Annotated in this window: 1 protein-coding gene; it reads left to right on the top strand. The window is 48.9% G+C overall.

Going from position 1 to position 20816, the window contains the following annotated elements; genetic code table 11:
• The first annotated feature begins 105 nt into the window (after positions 1-105).
• Entirely contained in the window at positions 106-20505 is a 20400-nt protein-coding gene (locus R7O13_RS05290; RefSeq protein ID WP_318303214.1) for a tandem-95 repeat protein, read from the top strand.
• Positions 20506-20816 lie beyond the last annotated feature (311 nt).

The raw sequence follows: 20816 nt of genomic DNA, 5'->3' as shown, positions 1-20816 counted from the left end.
ACTCGAAAGGTATGAAAAAAGTTGTATAAAAAAGTTGGTTTCTAAAAATGGTGTCCTTTACTGCCTCTAAATACGATCAGTTAGCTAAAAGCAACGGAGGCTGTAATGGCAGGCGACACTAATCAAGAAAAAGACAATGAAAAGCTTAACGATGCGGTAGAGCAAACAGAAACGAAGGATACGGGGACAAAAGAAGAAAAACAGCAGTCGACCGTCTCTTCGACTGTAGCGACCGGTGCTGAAAGTGCAGATGCTGTTGATGAAGCCAATCGTGCGATGGAAGAAAATCCTAGTGGCGCGGGTACGGAAGAAGAAGCAGTGAGCTCGGGTGGCGCAGTTCAAGAAGAGGATACTGAAAGTAGCAGCGACTCTGACGCTGCACAATCCAATGTTGTTGATAGTGTAGCTTCTAGCGGAGAATCAGGTGACCAGGCTCTGGGCAGCGGTGGTTCGGATTCTGGGGCGGGTGCCCAAGCGGTCGGTGGTGGTGATGCCTCTGGCTCTGAAGGTGGTTCGGACGCAGAAGGCAATGAAGCGCAAGGACAAGCGGTACAAACTTCATCTACGCCAAGTGCTTCTTCAGACTCTGAAGGTTCTCAAGGTGCTGACGAGCTAGATTCAGAAACCACTGAAGAGAGCTTCGCGGTGGATGTACAAGACACCAGCGAAGAAACCACGACGCAAGTAGAAGACGATTTCGACTCCGAAACTACGAGCGAAACGTTCCAAATTAAAGTCGAAGGTGAAAATGACGCGCCAGAAGTAGGGCAAGATCTGGCATACATCATGGATGAAGATGGCACTATTACCTTCACTCAAGAACAACTTCTTGGGTACGCGAGTGATGTTGATGGCGATGATCTTGCCGCATTCAACGTGCAAGTGGGGGCTAATGCATCGGTTGTGGATAATGGTGATGGCACTTATACCGTCACACCTGAAGCTGATTTTAATGGTGAACTCGACTTAACGTTTGATATCAGTGATGGTCAAGAAACCATTTCTAGTTCGATTGATTTAACTGTTCGTCCAATCAATGACGCACCAGTGCCTGAAGATAAAACCTTTGAGATTGAAGAGGATGGTACGCTGATCTTCACCGATGCTGACCTGCTTGCTGGCGCAACGGATATTGAAGGCGATAACCTCACAGTTGAAGGTGTAAGTTACGATGGTGGCGACGGCATCCTGACCGACAACGGTAACGGGACTTACACTTTTGCGCCAAATGAAAACTTCAATGGCGATGTAAACTTCAGCTTTGATGTGTCCGACGGCACGGATACGGTTTCTGCCAACATTGATGTAAGCGTTACGCCTGTCGATGATGCGCCAGTGTCGGGCAATCTTGCGTACTCGGTGGATGAAGATGGTTCGATTCGTTTGAGCCAAGAGCAGTTGTTGTCGCAAGCTTCTGACGTGGAAGGCGATGCACTAACGGCGTCTAACCTTTCGGTAGATGGCAATGCGACGGTGACTCAAAATGACGATGGCAGCTTCACCATCACGCCGGACGCAGATTTCAATGGTGATATCGACATTAGCTTTGATATCTCAGATGGTACGAACACCGTTCAAGCAACCGCTGATCTAACGGTTAATCCAATCAACGATTTGCCTGTTCCTCAAGACCAGCAGTTCAGCGTGGAAGAAGATGGCACGCTGATCTTTACGGACGCAGACCTGCTTAGTGGTGCAACGGATATTGAAGGCGATAACCTAACAGTTGAAGGTGTGAGCTACGACGGTAGCGATGGCATCCTGACCGACAACGGTAATGGGACCTACACTTTTGCGCCAAATGAAAACTTCAATGGCGATGTGAACTTTAGCTTTGATGTGTCCGACGGTACGGATACGGTTTCTGCTAACATTGATGTTAACGTTACGCCAGTCGATGATGCGCCAGTGTCTGGTAACCTTGCTTACTCAGTGGATGAAGATGGCTCGATTCGTTTGAGCCAAGAACAGTTGTTGTCGCAAGCTTCTGATGTGGAAGGCGATGCACTGACGGCTTCTAACCTTTCGGTAGATGGCAATGCGACGGTGACTCAAAATGACGATGGTAGCTTCTCCATCAAGCCGGACGCAGATTTTAATGGTGATATCGACATCAGCTTCGATATCTCAGATGGCACGAACACCGTTCAAGCAACCGCTGACCTAACCGTTAACCCAATCAACGATCTACCAGTTCCTCAAGACCAACAATTCAGTGTGGAAGAGGACGGCACACTGCAATTTACTGATGCGGATCTGCTTGTTGGTGCGACCGACATTGAAGGCGATGACCTTTCTGTAACGGGAATCAGCTATGAAGGCACCGACGGCGTTCTAACTGACAATGGCGATGGTACGTATAGCTTTGCGCCAAATGAGAACTTCAATGGCGATGTGAACTTCAGCTTCGACGTGTCTGATGGCACAGATACGGTTTCAGCGAATGTAGATGTGAGTGTCACGCCGGTGAATGATCCTCCTGTGGCTGGTTCAACGTCTTACACGGTTCACGAAGACAACTCTATTACCATTTCTGACGCGCAACTGTTGGCAAATTCTTCGGATTTAGAAGGGGATGTCTCGATTGATAGCGTGAGCTACTCTGGCAGCGATGGTGTGTTGCAAATCAATGGTGACGGTACTTACACCTTCTCTCCAAATGAAAACTTTAATGGTGAAGTGACGCTTGATGTTGTCGTCGCTGATGAAGAAGGCGCAACGGATGCCACCACTGCTGGCATTACGGTGCTGGAAGTGAACGATCCACCAGTCGCTGGACCAACTTCTTACACCATTGATGAAGATTCAGTTCTGACGTTTAGTGAGTCGCAAGTGCTGTTGAATGCCTCTGATGTGGAAGGTGATGTAGAGCTTGTTGGCATTAGTTACGATGGTCCGGATGGCATTTTCACCGTTAACGATGATGGCACGTGCAGCTTCGCGCCAAACGAGAACTTTAACGGGCAAGTTCAACTTGATGTGACCATTCGAGATGAAGATGGAGCAGAAGTTGATACCGTCATCAATGTGAATGTATTGCCAATCAATGATGCGCCAGTATCGGGTGATTTGGCTTACAGCGTTGATGAAGACGGTGCGATTACACTCAGTCAAGAGCAGCTTCTTTCTCAAGCGTCTGATATTGAGGGCGATGACCTGACTGCTAGCGATTTGACTGTCGATGGAAACGCAACCGTTACAGCGAACGATGATGGCAGCTTCACGATTACACCAGATGCGGACTTTAATGGTGACATTGATATCCAATTCAACATTACGGACGGTACAGACACTATCCAAGCAACGGCGGATCTAACGGTTAATCCGGTTAACGATCTTCCTGTTCCTCAAGACCAGCAGTTCAGTGTTGAAGAAGATGGCACGCTTCAGTTTACCGATGCAGACTTGCTTGCTGGCGCGACCGATATCGATGGCGATAACTTAACGGTTGACGGCATTAGCTACACAGGCAGCGATGGTGTGTTGACTGACCACGGTGATGGTACTTACACCTTTGCACCAAATGAAAACTTCAACGGTGATGTCAGCTTTAGCTTTGGTGTTTCTGACGGCACTGAGACCGTACCTGCCAATGTGGACGTGAGCGTCACTCCAGTGAACGATCCTCCGGTTGCGGGTTCAACGTCTTACACGGTTGATGAAGACAACGCGATTACGATTTCTGACGAGCAGCTTCTGGCTAACTCTTCGGATGTGGAAGGCGCAGTGTCCATCGATAGCGTGACCTATTCAGGCACCGATGGCGTATTCCAAGACAACGGTGACGGCACTTACACCTTCATGCCGAATGAGAACTTCAGCGGTGATATTAGCCTTGATGTGATTGTGGCGGATGAGCAAGGTGCGATTGACGAAACAACTGCAGGCATTACGGTTATTGAAGCGAATGACCCTCCAGTTGCCGGTCCAACGTCTTACACGATTGATGAAGATTCAGTACTGACATTCAGTGAGTCACAAATTCTTGCCAACGCATCTGATATTGAGGGCGATGTAGAGCTTGTTGGCATCAGCTATGAAGGCTCGGATGGTATCTTTACCGTCAATGGTGATGGTACTTGCAGCTTTGCACCAAACGAGAACTTCAATGGTCAAGTTCAGTTGGATGTGACCATTCAAGATGAGAATGGGGCAACCGTTGATACGCACATCAATGTCGACGTATTGCCAATCAACGATCCACCAGTATCGGGCGATTTGGCTTACACCATCAACGAAGACAGCTCAATCACGCTAAGCCAAGAGCAGCTGCTTGCCAAAGCGGGCGATATTGATAGCGAGAACCTTGAAGCCATCAATCTATCGACAGATGACAACGCGACAATTCAATACAACGATGATGGCAGTTACACCATCACACCGGATGAAAACTACAACGGCGACCTAGATCTGACCTTCGATATCATTGATAACGATGGTGGCTCGGTACAAGTTGGTCTGGATATTACGGTTAATCCTGTGAATGACTTGCCACAAGCGCAAGATCAACAGTTCACGGTAGAAGAAGATGGCACCCTGCTGTTCACGGATGCAGACCTATTGGAAGGTGCATCGGATATTGATGGCGATGATCTGTCTATCGAAAACGTTCTCTATACAGGTGCAGATGGTGTGCTTACCGATAATGGTGATGGCACTTACAGCTTCGCGCCGAATGAGAACTTCAACGGTGACGTTCAGTTCACATTCGATGTGTCTGACGGCACAGGTTCAACACCAGCATTCATTGATGTCAGCGTGACACCAGTGAACGATCCACCGGTGGCAGGTTCTACGTCTTACACGGTTCAAGAAGACGGTCAAATCACCATTAGTGACGAGCAGTTGTTAGCTAACTCTTCTGATGTGGAAGGCGAGGTAGCCTTGGCGAATGTTAGCTACTCTGGTAACGACGGTAGCTTCGTGGACAATGGCGACGGCACATATACCTTCACGCCAAATGAGAACTTTGACGGTAACATTTCGCTCGACGTTACAGTTATCGACCAAGATGGTGCAACGGATACAACAACCGCAGGCATCGATGTTATCGCGGTGAACGACGCACCAGAAACGTCAGGCATTCAAGCTGAAGTGGATGAAGATAACGCCATCACCATTACACAAGAACAGTTACTTGCGAATGCGACAGACATTGAAGGTGATGACCTTGTTGCCAGCAATCTACAAACCAATGACCCAGATGCGACGATCGTAGCCAACGACGATGGTTCATTCACGATTACGCATACGGAAAACTTTAACGGTGAGTTGGACTTCACTTACAACATCAGCGATGGCGAAAATGATGTTCTGACCACGTTGGATCTGACCGTTAATCCTGTCAACGATGCGCCAGAAGCGGGCGACGAGATCTTTATTCAAGCAGAAGAAGATCAAACCGTGGGTGTTTCTCTGCGTGAAGAGCCTGCGTTACGTCTCGACCAAGCCCCTGAAAACGGCATCATTGAAGCAAATCTAAATGACGAATGGGTACAGCTAGAAGTCGGGCAGGAGGTGCCTGCAGATACGGAAGTGCGCTTCATTCCAAATGATGACGCATTGGCAAACGGTACGCACACGAGTCAAATTGGTACCTTTGATGACAACGCTAGCCTCGATGATTGGGGTACTGCTGTTGACCCTTACACACGTGAGTTTGTTGATGGCGATTTGAAAGTTACCGTTCAAAGTAATGATGACCCACTCGGTGCGTGGAATGGTAAAACACACATCGGTCACGGTATTGGTGATACTGACCGTCAAGGCTTGAGTGGTGATGAAAAACTGACTGTGAGCGTTGAAGGTCAAGACATCAACGAAATCAGCTTCCACCTAGACGGTCTAGGTGGCTGGTTTATGGAGGAGTCTCGCCACTTTACAGAAGTCGAAATTCGCGCATTCAATTCCGATGGTGACTTGATCGACTCAATGACTTACCACAAAGAAGATCGTGGTAGCTATGAGACGGATTACACCCTAACGGTGAACGAGCCTGTGTCTTACTTTGAGTTAGGAACGATTCAAGGTAACGGTACTTACGTGGTTCAAAACATGACGGTTTCGCAAACTTGTCATGATGAAGCGGTGTTCACATCTATTGGAGTGGACGGCACAGAAATCACTGAAACGGTAGAGCTGAATATCCGAGAAGGTGACAGTGAAATCGAACTGACCGCTGACCTGCCAAATGTGACCATTGATACCGAAGGTTCTACGCAGTTTGCCTCTGTGGTAATCACAGAAGAGCAGCTTCTCGCACAAGCGAGTGATATCGATAGCGATGTTCTTGATATTCAAAACCTAGAGCTGGTGGGGGATAACGCGGAGCACGCTACGTTAACCGACAATGGCGATGGTACATGGACAGTCACACCAGATGAGAACTTCTACGGTGAGATTGAGCTGGGTTACCAAGTTACGGATGGTGAACTCACTGACGACAACATCATCAACATCAACTTCGAAGCAGTAAACGATGCGCCAATCATTTCTGGTCCGATTGTGTTGTCGACTGATGAGGATGTGGGCATTACGTTTAGCGCGGACGATCTGCTTGCCAATGCAAGTGATGTGGAAGGCGATGCGCTGTCTATCTCTGATATCTCTTACAGCGGTGATAACGGTGAGCTTGTCGACAATGGCGACGGCACTTACACCTTTATGCCGAATGAAAACGTCAATGGTGAAGTCGACATCGATTACAAAGTCTTCGATGGCACCGATGAAGTCGATACCCATCTAGATCTGACCGTTATTCCGGTCAACGATGTGCCAGTTCCTGGGGCGCCGCTGCATACTCAAATGCTAGAAAACGGCACCATCATCATCGAAGCAAAAGACCTGTTATCAGGTGCGACTGACGTGGATGGCGACATTCTGCATATCGAGAATCTGCTGCTTGTTGACCAGTCACAAGGTACGTTGACAGACAACGGCGACAACACCTTTACCTTCGAACCAACTTCGAACTTCTATGGTGAAGTGAACTTGACCTTCGACATCAGCGATGGTCAAGCAAGTGCACCAAGCACTGCGAAGATCGATGTTGAGATCGTCAACGAAGGTCCAGAGGTTAGCGGTCCTGTTGATGCGGTCGTCGATGAAGATGGCTCAATTACCATCACTCAAGAAGACTTGTTAGCGAACGCGACGGACGTGGATGGTGACAACCTTGAAGCGGTGAACCTGTCGACCAACGATCCTAATGCAACCATCGTTGAGAACGCTGATGGTAGCTTCACGATTACACCGAGCGAAAACTTCTTTGGTGAAATCGAATTTACTTATGACGTAACTGACGCGATTGAAACCGTCGCTGCGGATCTAAACCTCACCGTTAACCCAGTGAACGACCTGCCAGATGTGCCTGATTTGTCCTTCACCACAAAAGACGGCGAAGCCATCACGATTACTGAAGCAGAGCTGCTGGCTCAAGCGACGGACATCGAAGGCGATGACTTATCTGTTGTGAACGTGACGAGCTTAAGCGACACGGTTCAAGTAACAGACAATGGCGATGGCACTTACACGTTAACGCCAGAGCAGGGCTTCTTCGGTAATGTTGACCTCACGTTTGATGTGAGCGATGGCACCGATGTGGTGGCGGCAAACATCGACTTGAAAGTTGAGTTCGTCAACGACGCACCAGAAGCAGCACCAATCGTGGCAGATGTGGACGAGGATGGATCTATCCTCGTGACACAAGAAATGCTACTTGAAAACGCTAGCGATCAAGATGGTGATGACCTATACGCAACGGCACTAGAAACCAATGATCCGAATGCCTCTATCGTGGACAACGGCGACGGCACGTTTACCGTTACGCCTTCACAGCACTTCAATGGAGACATCGAGTTTACTTATGAAGTGAGCGATGGTGAATTGAGTGTTGCCAATGAAATGACATTGACGGTGAACCCAGTTAATGACATTCCAATTGTTGCACCTGGCATGTACCACATTGAAGAGGATGGCAGCATCCTGTTCACGCAAGAAGATCTGCTAAGTGGCGCGATTGATATTGATGGTGATGACCTCACCGTTACCAGCATTAACTACTCGGGTGATGAAGGTACTGTAACGGACAACGGTGACGGTACATTTAGCTTCGTACCAGAAGAGCACTTCAGTGGTGACTTGCAATTCAGCTTTACGGTTTCTGACGGTACTGATGAAGTTGAGCAAGACATTAATGTCCATATCGAAGCCGTGGCAGATGCGCCAGACCTAGTCATCACTGATGGCGACGGTCGAAACGTGGATGACCAAGCGATCTTGGTTGAGCCAGGCGGTATTGTTGAAGTGAACATTGCCGCAGCATTGGTTGACCAAGACTTGTCAGAAACGCTGACGGTGACCGTGGATGGTGTTCCTGAAGGTTCGGTGATCAGCTACGACAACGAAGGGGTGCTTAACGATCAAGACAACGGTATCACCAGTTTCAACGATACTGAAATCACGGTTACGTTTGAAGGTGAAACCGCGGGTTACCAAAACACAGCGGGTTACTACAAAGTCGATGAAGATGGCAACATCACGGGCGTTGAAGTGGTGTACGAAAACGCCTCTCAAGTTGGCGGCGGCGGTGACCTCATTCCGGGACAAGATCAGTTCAGCTTCCAAATCTCGGAAGGGGAAAGCTTCAACCTATTCTTGATTCCTAACGGTCATAACTTCAATGACTTTGCGTCCATGCAAGATGGTCAGTATGAGTTCCGTGCGGCAGATGGCTCTCCTGCGAACATGGATACGGTCGACCCACAACTCGTGTTTGTGGGTGCTGATGGTTCTGAAACCGTGATTCAAAGCCAATTTGGTGATGCAGTCTTCCATGGCGGCACAAGCTCAGAGCTCAACCAAGATGGCATTGAACATACTCGAACTACTGTGAACGAAGACGGTGAACTGGTTTACGGCTTTGAAGATCTCTACGGTGGCGGCGATGCCGATTATAGTGACTTCAACTTCACCATTGATGTAGGTGAAGTGAACAGCCAGATCTACAGTGGTGAAGTAACAGTCGGTCCAGATGGTTCTGTAACGCTTCCAACCACAGCAATTGAACAAGAGCTACAGATTCAATTGCCAGAAGACTTTAACCAACAGCTAGAAATCAATGTAACGGCAACGGCGACAGAGCTATCAAATAATGATTCTGAAACCGTTTCTCAAACCATCTACGTCAATGCAACGGGTGCTCACATTGAACATACGCCTGAAGCATTGCCTGTTTCTGCTGTGGTTGAAGAAGATGGTTCAATCCTAATCACGCAAGAAGATTTGCTCGCTAATGCGCGTGACTTGGATGGAGACCAACTGACAGCACTGAACTTGGCAACGGATGATGAAAACATCACCATCACAGACAATGGTGACGGTACTTACACCTTAACGCCAGATGCGGACTTTAATGGTGACATCACCTTTACGTTCGATGTGTCTGACGGCGATGATGTTGTCTCAACCAATCTTGAGTTATTGGTGTCACCAGTTAACGATGCGCCTGAACCACAAGATCAAGCGTTCACCATTGGTGAAGATGGTGTGTTGACCTTCACTGTTCAAGACCTGTTGGATGGTGCAACGGACATCGATGGCGATGATCTATCGGTAGAAGGTGTCACTTACACAGGCGCGGACGGTGTCCTAACTGACAATGGCGATGGTACATATAGCTTCGCACCGAATGAGAACTTCAATGGTGATGTGAACTTCACCTTCGATGTTTCCGATGGCACGGACACCGTGACTGCGAATATCGATGTGACAGTCACACCAGAGAACGATCCACCAGTGGCAGGTAGCACATCTTACACAGTGCATGAAGACAACTCGATCACCATCAGTAACGAACAGCTGTTGGCTAACTCGTCTGATATAGAAGGCGAAGTGGCGATTGATAGCGTGAGCTACAGCGGTAACGATGGTGTGTTAGAAATCAACGGTGATGGTACTTACATCTTCTCACCAAACGAAAATTTCAGCGGCGAGGTGAGCCTAGATGTTGTCGTTGTCGATGAAGAGGGTGCAACGGACTCTACCACTGCTGGCATTACTGTGATTGAGGTAAATGACCCACCAATCGCAGGTCCTACTGCATACACTATCGATGAAGACCAAGTTCTGACCTTTAGTGAGTCGCAAGTGCTACTGAATGCTTCGGATGTTGAAGGGGATGTCGAGCTAGTAGGCATCAGCTACGACGGTCCAGATGGCATCTTCTCAGTAAATGGCGATGGCACATGTAGCTTTGCACCGAATGAAAACTTCAACGGTCAAGTGCAGTTGGATGTAACCATTCGCGATGAAGACGGCGCAGAGGTCGATACTTACATCACGGTCGATGTCTTACCAATCAATGATGCACCAGTTTCGGGTAACTTGGCGTACAGCGTCGACGAAGACAACTCAATCACGTTGAGTCAAGAGCAGCTTCTTGCTCAAGCATCGGATGTGGAAGGTGATGTGCTGACTGCGTCTAACCTAGTGGTTGACGGTGATGCGACGGTTACGGCTAATGACGATGGTAGCTTCACTATCACGCCTGACGCGAACTTCAATGGCGACATTGATATCACGTTCGATATCAACGATGGCAGCGATACTATCGTTGCAACGGCGGACCTAACGGTTAACCCAGTTAATGACTTGCCGCAGCCTGAGGATCAAGCGTTCACCATTGGTGAAGATGGCGTGTTGACCTTTACTGATCAAGACCTGTTGGATGGTGCAACCGATATCGATGGCGATGACCTATCGGTAGAAGGTGTCACATACACTGGCGCGGACGGTGTCCTAACTGACAATGGCGATGGCACATACAGCTTCGCACCGAACGAAAACTTCAATGGCGACGTAAACTTTACCTTCGATGTTTCCGATGGCACGGACACCGTGACCGCGAATATCGATGTGAGTGTGACGCCAGAGAACGATCCACCGGTTGCGGGCAGCACCTCTTACACTGTGCATGAAGATAACTCGATCACCATCAGTGATGAACAGCTACTAGCGAACTCATCGGATATTGAAGGTGATGTATCGATTGATAGCGTTAGCTACAGCGGCACAGATGGTGTGTTCCAGGACAATGGTGACGGTACGTACACCTTCTCGCCAAACGAGAACTTCAATGGTGAAGTGAGTCTAGATGTTGTCGTGGTCGATGAAGACGGTGCGGCGGATTCAACTACCGCAGGTATCACGGTACTTGAGGTGAACGATCCACCAATTGCAGGCGCGACTAGCTACTCAGTAAACGAAGACGAAGTCATCACCATTAGCTCTGAGCAGTTATTGGCGAACGCTTCTGACGTTGAAGGTGAAGTTGCGATTGATAGTGTGAGCTACAGCGGCTCCGACGGTATCTTTACCGATAACGGTGACGGCACATTCAGCTTCGCACCAAACGCCAACTTTGATGGCGATGTTAGCCTAGATGTTGTGGTTGTTGATGAAGACGGCGTAACTGCGGCAACTAACGCAAACATCGATGTATTGCCAATCAACGATGCGCCAGTATCGGGCAACTTGGCTTACAGTGTCGATGAAGACAATTCAATTACGCTAAGCCAAGAACAGCTTCTTGCTCAAGCATCGGATGTAGAAGGCGACGCGCTAACCGCGACTAACCTAGTGGTTGACGGTGATGCAACGGTCACGGCAAACGATGATGGCAGCTTCACCATCACGCCTGATGCGAACTTCAATGGTGACATTGATATCACGTTCGATATCAACGATGGCACCGACACTATTGTTGCAACGGCTGACCTAACGGTTAATCCAGTTAACGACCTACCACAGCCAGAAGATCAAGCGTTCACGATTGGTGAAGATGGCGTCTTGCTGTTCACTGATGAGGACCTACTTGATGGCGCAACGGATATCGATGGCGATGACCTATCGGTTGAAGGTGTGTCTTACACTGGTGCAGACGGTGTCCTAACCGACAATGGTGATGGCACTTACAGCTTCGCGCCAAACGAAAACTTCAATGGTGATGTGAACTTCACCTTCGATGTTTCCGATGGCACGGACACCGTGACTGCGAATATCGATGTGACAGTCACACCAGAGAACGATCCACCAGTGGCAGGTAGCACATCTTACACAGTGCATGAAGACAACTCGATCACCATTAGTAACGAACAGCTGTTGGCTAACTCGTCTGATATAGAAGGCGAAGTGGCGATTGATAGCGTGAGCTACAGCGGCGCAGATGGCGTGTTCCGAGACAATGGTGACGGCACTTACACCTTCTCGCCAAACGAGAACTTCAATGGCGAAGTGAGCCTAGATGTTGTCGTGGTCGATGAAGACGGTGCGACGGATTCAACTACCGCAGGTATCACGGTACTTGAGGTGAACGATCCACCAATTGCCGGTGCGACCAGCTACTCAGTGAACGAAGACGAAGTCATCACCATTAGCTCTGAGCAGCTATTGGCGAATGCTTCTGATGTTGAAGGCGAAGTCGCGATTGATAGCGTCAGCTACAGCGGCTCTGACGGTATCTTTACTGACAACGGCGATGGCACATTCAGCTTCGCGCCAAACGAAAACTTCAACGGTGATGTCAGCCTTGATGTGGTTGTGACTGATGAAGATGGTGCAACGGTAGCAATCAATGCAAGCATCGATGTATTGCCAATCAATGATGCACCGGTATCAGGTGATTTGGCTTACAGCGTGGATGAAGATGGTTCTATCACTCTCAGTCAAGAGCAGCTTCTTGCACAAGCGGGCGATGTGGATGGTGATGATCTAACCGCATCCAACCTGACTGTTGACGGTAATGCGACCGTTGTTGCGAATGACGATGGTAGCTTCACTATCACACCAGATGCAGACTTCAATGGCGACATTGATCTGAGCTTCGACATTACCGACGGTGATGCAACCATTCAAGCGACTGCCGATCTGACTGTAAACCCAGTGAACGACCTACCAACGGTTGGTCAGCCACAGTTCGTCACGCAAGAAGACACCAGTTTCACCTTCACCGAAGAGCAACTGCTGCAAAATGCAGGTGATATCGATGGTGATAACCTAACGGTTGAAAATGTTGCTTCTGACAGCGGTACCTTGGTTGATAACGGTGACGGTACGTACACCTTTGCACCGAATGAAAACTTCGATGGCAACGTGAACGTAACGTTTGATGTCAACGATGGCACTGCAACGGTTCCTGCTGAAGCGAACATTGACGTTCAATCTGTGGTTGATATGCCAGAGCTTTCGATTGCTTCGGACTTGGTGATTGCGTCTGATAACTTCGAGTCTGGCTCGAACGGTTGGAACGCGAACACTGAGAGCTCACAAGGCTTCGAAACGGGCGATATGCTGGGTCGTATTGGTGGCACTGGCGGTGATGAAGCGGTAAGCAAAACTTACGATATTCCAAGTGATGTCAACGAAGTGAATATCTCGTTTAGTTTCTACGAAATCGATTCTTGGGATGGCGAGTCGTTCCAAATCTTTGTGGGTGGCGAACAGCTAACCACCTTGGAGAACTCCGCGTTCCGTACTCAAGATGGTACGACAACGCTTTACGATTCTGACGGTAACGAAGTGGGTGAAGTGATCCACGGAGCCTCTCAACGTGAAGGCTTCAGTGGTTGGAACGACCAAGCACACCAAGTGAACTTAACCGTTCCGGTGGAAGACGGTCAGCTTCAGTTAGGCTTTGGTTCTACGCTAAACCAAAGTATTCCTGACGAGTCATTCGGCATCGACAACATCGAAATCACGGTAGCGGACGCGGATTACCAAATCATTGGTACCGAAGATACACCAGTGCCGCTTGATATCGATGCAGCATTGACCGATACCGATGGCTCAGAAAACCTCTCTATCTTGATTGAAGATGTGCCAGAAGGCAGCTCACTATCAGCAGGTGTTGATAATGGCGACGGCACTTGGTCACTACAACCAGGCGAGCTAGAAGGGCTAGAGTTTATTCCTTCTGCAGACTTCAATGGCGATGTGACGTTAACTGTGAACGCTACGTCTACGGATGTGGATACAGGTACAACGGCGACAGCGACGCAAGATGTGACGATTCATATCTCGCCAACCAATGACGCACCAGAAGTGACGGGTGATATCACGGCGGTAACTGCCGAAGACAACAGCATTACGCTGACTCAAGAGCAGTTACTTGAGCATGCCGTTGATATTGATGGTGACGACCTAAGCGCAATCAACCTGAGCACCAATGATGAAAATGCAACGGTTGAAATGAACGAGGATGGCAGCTTCACCATTACTCCAAGCGAGAACTTCTACGGTGACATCGAGTTCACCTACGATGTGACTGACGGGGAAGAAGTGGTCGCGGCTGGTCTCGACTTAACAGTAACACCAGTCAATGACGCTCCAGAGCCACAAGATCAAGCGTTCACAGTGGGTGAGGACGGTATTCTTACCTTTACAGATGCAGACCTATTAACAGGCGCGACGGATGTAGAAGGTGACAACCTAACAGTTGAAGGCGTGACTTACACTGGTGCGGACGGTGTCCTAACCGATAACGGTGACGGTACCTACAGCTTTGCTCCAAACGAGAACTTCAATGGTGATGTGAACTTTACATTCGATGTTTCTGATGGCATGGACACCGTGACCGCGAATATCGATGTAAGCGTGACGCCAGAGAACGATCCACCGGTTGCAGGCAGCACGTCTTACACGGTGCATGAAGACAATTCGATCACCATCAGTAACGAGCAGTTATTGGCTAACTCATCTGACGTCGAAGGCGAAGTCGCGATTGATAGTGTCAGCTACAGCGGCGCAGATGGCGTGTTCCAAGACAATGGTGATGGTACGTACACCTTCTCTCCAAACGAGAACTTCAATGGCGAGGTCAGCCTAGACGTTGTAGTTGTCGATGAAGAGGGTGCGACAGACTCAACCACTGCGGGTATCACAGTACTTGAGGTGAACGATCCACCAATCGCAGGTGCGACAAGTTACTCTGTTAATGAAGACGAAGTCATCACCATTAGCTCTGAGCAGCTATTGGCGAATGCTTCTGATGTTGAAGGTGAGGTGGCGGTTGATAGTGTCAGCTACAGCGGCTCCGACGGTATCTTTACTGACAACGGCGATGGCACATTCAGCTTCGCACCAAACGAAAACTTCAATGGTGATGTCAGCCTTGATGTGGTTGTGACTGATGAAGATGGCGCAACGGTAGCAACCAATGCAAACATTGACGTCTTACCAATCAATGATGCTCCAGTATCGGGCAACTTGGCTTACAACGTAGATGAAGATAACACCATTACATTGAGCCAAGAGCAATTGTTGTCTCAAGCGAGCGATGTGGACGGCGATGACCTTGTTGCTGAAAACTTGCTTGTAGATGGTAATGCGACAGTAACTGCTAACGACGATGGCAGCTTCACCATTACGCCTGATGCGAACTTCAATGGTGACATTGATATCACGTTTGATATCAGTGATGGTTCTGACACCTTGGTCGCAACGGCAGATCTAACTGTTAATCCAGTTAACGACCTACCACAGCCAGAAGATCAAGCGTTCACCATTGGTGAAGATGGCGTGTTGACCTTCACTGATGAAGATCTGCTTGATGGCGCAACAGATATCGATGGCGATGACCTATCGGTTGAAGGCGTGAGCTACACAGGTGCTGATGGTGTCCTAACCGACAATGGTGATGGCACTTACAGCTTCGCACCAAACGAAAACTTCAATGGCGATGTGAACTTTACCTTCGATGTTTCTGATGGCACGGATACCGTGACCGCAAATATCGATGTAAGTGTGACGCCAGAGAACGATCCTCCGGTGGCAGGCAGCACGTCTTACACCGTACATGAAGACAACTCAATCACCATCAGTGACGAGCAACTACTGGCTAATTCGTCTGATATCGAGGGGGATGTTGCGATCAGCAGCGTGAGCTACAGCGGTAACGACGGTGTGCTAGAAATTAATGGCGATGGTACTTACACCTTCTCACCAAACGAAAACTTTACAGGCGATGTTAGCCTAGATGTTGTCGTGGTTGACGAGGACGGCGCGGTTGATACAACAACAGCGGGAATTACCGTTCTTGAAGTGAACGACCCACCAATCGCAGGCACAACCAGTTACACCATTGATGAAGATGAAGTTATCACCATCAGTGCAGAACAGTTGTTGGCAAACTCTTCCGATATTGAAGGTGAGGTAGCACTAGATAGCGTAAGCTACAGTGGCAGCGAAGGTATCTTTACCGACAATGGTGATGGTACGTTCAGCTTTGCACCAAATCAAAACTTCAATGGTGAAGTGAATCTTGATGTTGTAGTCGTGGACGAAGATGGTGCGACCGCTTCGACGACGGCAAACATTGATGTTCTGCCAATCAATGATGCTCCAGTATCGGGTGGCTTGGCTTACAGCGTCGATGAAGACAACTCAATCACGCTAAGCCAAGAACAATTGTTGGTACAAGCAACGGATGTAGAAGGTGATGCACTAACTGCATCTAACCTAGTGGTTGACGGTGATGCGACGGTTACGGCTAATGACGATGGCAGCTTTACCATTACGCCTGACGCGAACTTCAATGGCGACATTGATATCACGTTCGATATCAACGATGGCACCGATACTATCGTTGCAACGGCTGACCTAACGGTTAACCCAGTTAATGACTTGCCGCAGCCTGAGGATCAAGCGTTCACCATTGGTGAAGATGGCGTGTTGACCTTTACTGATCAAGACCTGTTGGATGGTGCAACCGATATCGATGGCGATGACCTATCGGTAGAAGGTGTCACATACACTGGCGCGGACGGTGTCCTAACTGACAATGGCGATGGCACATACAGCTTCGCACCGAACGAAAACTTCAATGGCGACGTAAACTTTACCTTCGATGTTTCCGATGGCACGGACACCGTGACCGCGAATATCGATGTGAGTGTGACGCCAGAGAACGATCCACCCGTGGCAGGTAGCACGTCTTACACCGTACACGAAGACAACTCGATCACAATCAGCGATGAGCAATTACTAGCGAATTCGTCAGATATTGAAGGCGATGTTTCGGTTGATAGTGTGAGCTACAGTGGCGCAGATGGCGTGTTCCAAGACAATGGTGACGGTACGTACACCTTCTCGCCAAACGAGAACTTCAATGGTGAAGTCAGCCTAGATGTTGTCGTAGTCGATGAAGAGGGTGCGACAGACTCAACCACTGCGGGTATTACCGTTCTTGAGGTGAACGATCCACCAATCGCAGGTGCGACAAGTTACTCTGTCAATGAAGACGAAGTCATTATCTTCACGGCAGAGCAACTGCTAGCGCAATCAAGCGATGTGGAAGGTGACGTGAGCCTAAAAAGCGTCTCTTACAGTGGTAGCGATGGCATTCTAACGGCGAATGACGATGGCACTTATAGCTTCGCGCCAAATGAAAACTTCAATGGTGGCGTAAGCCTAGACGTAGTAGTGGCTGATGAAGACGGTGCAACTGCGACAACCAACGCGAACATCGATGTATTGCCAGTCAACGATGCTCCGGTATCTGGCGACTTGGCTTACAGTGTCGATGAAGACGGTTCAATCACATTGAGTCAAGAGCAGTTACTGGCTCAAGCGGGTGACGTAGACAGCGATAATCTAGAAGCAGTGAACTTAACCGCGGTAGCCAATGCAACCGTTGTTGAGAACCAAGATGGTAGCTTTACGATTACGCCTGATGCGAACTTCAATGGCGATATCGACCTAAGCTTCGACTTGATTGATAACGATGGTGCGAGCGTGGAAGTGGGCGTCGACCTAACGGTGAACCCAATTAACGATGCGCCGCAATCAACGCCAGTGAATATTGCTGGCACCGAAGATACCACCATTCTTATCACGCAGGACATGTTGCTTGCTAATGCAACAGACATCGACAACACCTACGACGAACTGTCTGCTGTCGACCTAGTGATTGATGAGCAATACGGTGACTTGCTAGACAACAGTGATGGCACTTGGTCATTCACTCCGGCTGAGAACTTCAATGGTGATGTGCCAATGTCGTTCGGTGTCAGCGATGGTGATTTAGTGACGCCGGTTGAAGGCAATCTAAACATCGAAGCGGTTAACGATGCACCAGAAGCGCCAACCATCCAGATGCAAGGCGAAGAAGATGTGGTCATGGTGATTGACCCTGCTTACATCGCTGATCAAGTTACGGATCTTGATGGTGACGAAATCAGCGTAGAAAGCATCACGGTTCGTGCGCCTGCAAACGCGACATTAACCCAGCAACCAGATGGTATGTACCACTTGGTAACCACTCAAGACTTCAATGGTTTGGTGGAACTGGGCTACACCGCGACGGATGGTGAAGAAGTGGTTGAAGGCTCGTTGAATGTGGATGTCATTCCAGTCAACGATGCTCCATTCAATGTGGGTAATGCCTTTATGGCAACCGACGAGGATGGCGCATTCACCTTCGACGCTGGCGACCTGATGAACTTGTTCGGCGACATTGACACTGAAAACCTAGTCGTATCACGCATTATCACCGCAGAAGGTGAAGATGGTGGTGAGGTAACAGACAACGGTGACGGTACTTGGACGTTCACACCGACTGGCGATTTTGCAGGGGTTTCTGACTTGCAAGTTGTGGTAAGTGACGGTGAGTTTGAAACAGTACTTGATGTACCAGTGTTTGTTCGCCCTGTTGCGGATGGCGCGGTCATCACAACCGACCATGATGGTCCGTTAGTCTTCGGTGAGGACGAAACGGGTCACCTAGGCTTGAATGTTGGTCTGATCGACGATTCAGAAACACTGAGTAACCTAGTGATGACTGGTTTCCCTGTTGGCTTCGAAGTTACGGATGGTGTGAACACCATTACCATTACGGAACCGGGTCAATACATCGACTTGAACGAGTGGGATATTTCAGACCTGCAAATGACGCCTCCGGCTGACTTTAATGGCGAGTTCTTCGTAACCGTGACCGCAACAACGGTGGATTATGGTGACGAGCCAGAAGAGTTCGAAGATGGCATCGATTCAGGTGACTTCGAAACCCTAGCGGGTGAGCCCGTTATCCTAACCGCTGATGACCTAATCGGATTGGCAGAAAACGTAGACGCTGACGCGGGTGATGAAGTGAAATTTGTTCACCTAGCTGACCGCAGCCAAGGTGAGATTGTCGATAACGGTGATGGCACATGGACATTCAATCCAGCACCAGGCTTTACTGGTGAAGCGGATATCGCTTACGTGATTGATAAAGACGGTGTGCTTCATGATGAGCAAACGGGTGTGGTCGTGAAAGAAGACGCACCACAAGAGAATGCTTCTCCAGAAATCGACAGCATTTCTACCACAGAAATGGCAGCGGATGGCACCTTGTCGTTCACCAATGATGACATGCTGTCGACCTTGAGCGATGCAGAAGGCGACAGCTTGAGCATTGAGTCAGTGAGCCTAATGGAAGGTCAAGGTGTGATAGAGACCGATAACCAAGGTAACTACCAATTCACACCAGCAGAAGGCTACACCGGAGATGTTCAAGTTGGCTTCATTGCAACTGACGGTGAAAACCGCATTGAGAGCTTCTTTAATGTCGACATCCAAGGTGAAGGTGAAACCACTACCAGCGAAGGCTACGCACTGGCTGATGATGGTTCACTAACACTAACGGAAGCACAGTTGATTGATGAACTTGGCATTAGCCCTTCAGCAGAAGTGTTGGATGTCGCCGATGCAAACGATGCTGGTTTCTTTGCGAAATCAGGTGGTGAAGAGTGGACATACTGGCCGAACGATGACTTCGATGGCAATTTGGCTATGGATGTTCAGGTCAACGACAATGGTGAAGTATCGACTCAGAATCTGAGCATCCAAGTTGCGGACGATTCAGCGCAAAGCGACGAGCCACAAATCCAAACTGCTCAAGCATCAGCAGAGCAGCAAGTTGGCGAAGCGCAACAGCCTGAAGAGCAAGCAGCAAACGGTGCAGACAGTGAAGAGGAGAGCGCAGCTGATGTGACTGCAGCACCAGGCGATACCATTTCTATCTCGGTTCCAGATGAGGTCAGCGGTAACGAATCGGTGGATTATGCAGAAATGTCCGGTCTACCTGATGGCGCATCGGTAAGCAACGCACTGGATAATGGCGATGGCAGCTTCACATTAAGTGGCAACCTGAACCAACCAGTATCGGTTGACCTACCAGAAGGTTACGAAGGTACGAGCGAAATCCAATTCCAAGGTTACGACGAATTGGGCAGCGCAGTAGAAGGTGCGAGTGGCACAGTTGAAGTTGAAGTCGATGATCAATACACCATGCAAGGTTCTGCTCAAGATCAGCAACCAGATATGGCGGGTATGGAATCTGGCGGCAGCGACTGGACAAGTGCAGGAGGTCAAGATCAAGGTGTTGACTTCACGGATGACTCTGGCAGCTTCGACTCGGATACTCAAACAGGTACTGACCAAGGCAACGATTTCGATCAAAGCTCAATGTAACCAGTCCTAGACGAGGGCAGTGTCATTGCTTCCCGAACCAAAGCCATGCAGAGCCTACTTTGCATGGCTTTTTTGTTGGTCTTCTTTCTATGAGCTCTAGAAAAAACTTGGAAATTGAAAAAAGTATTCTTAGCTAGTTTATACCCAAGTAACCTCGAGATGTTAGGCTCAGCGAGAATGGCTTGGTTTGTAGACGCGGCGGCGATTTAAAGGTCTAGTGGGTCTAAATCAAGAATCGACAACAAAGTATACAAACCAAGACAGCTCGCCCTTCGGGAGCGTGTCATTGACTCGGTTTCTGTGTCAAACAA

It is taken from the genome of Vibrio sp. Y176, from assembly GCF_033438945.1.
The sequence above is the reverse complement of the archived record's forward strand: the minus strand, read 5'-3'. Positions and strand labels throughout refer to the sequence as shown.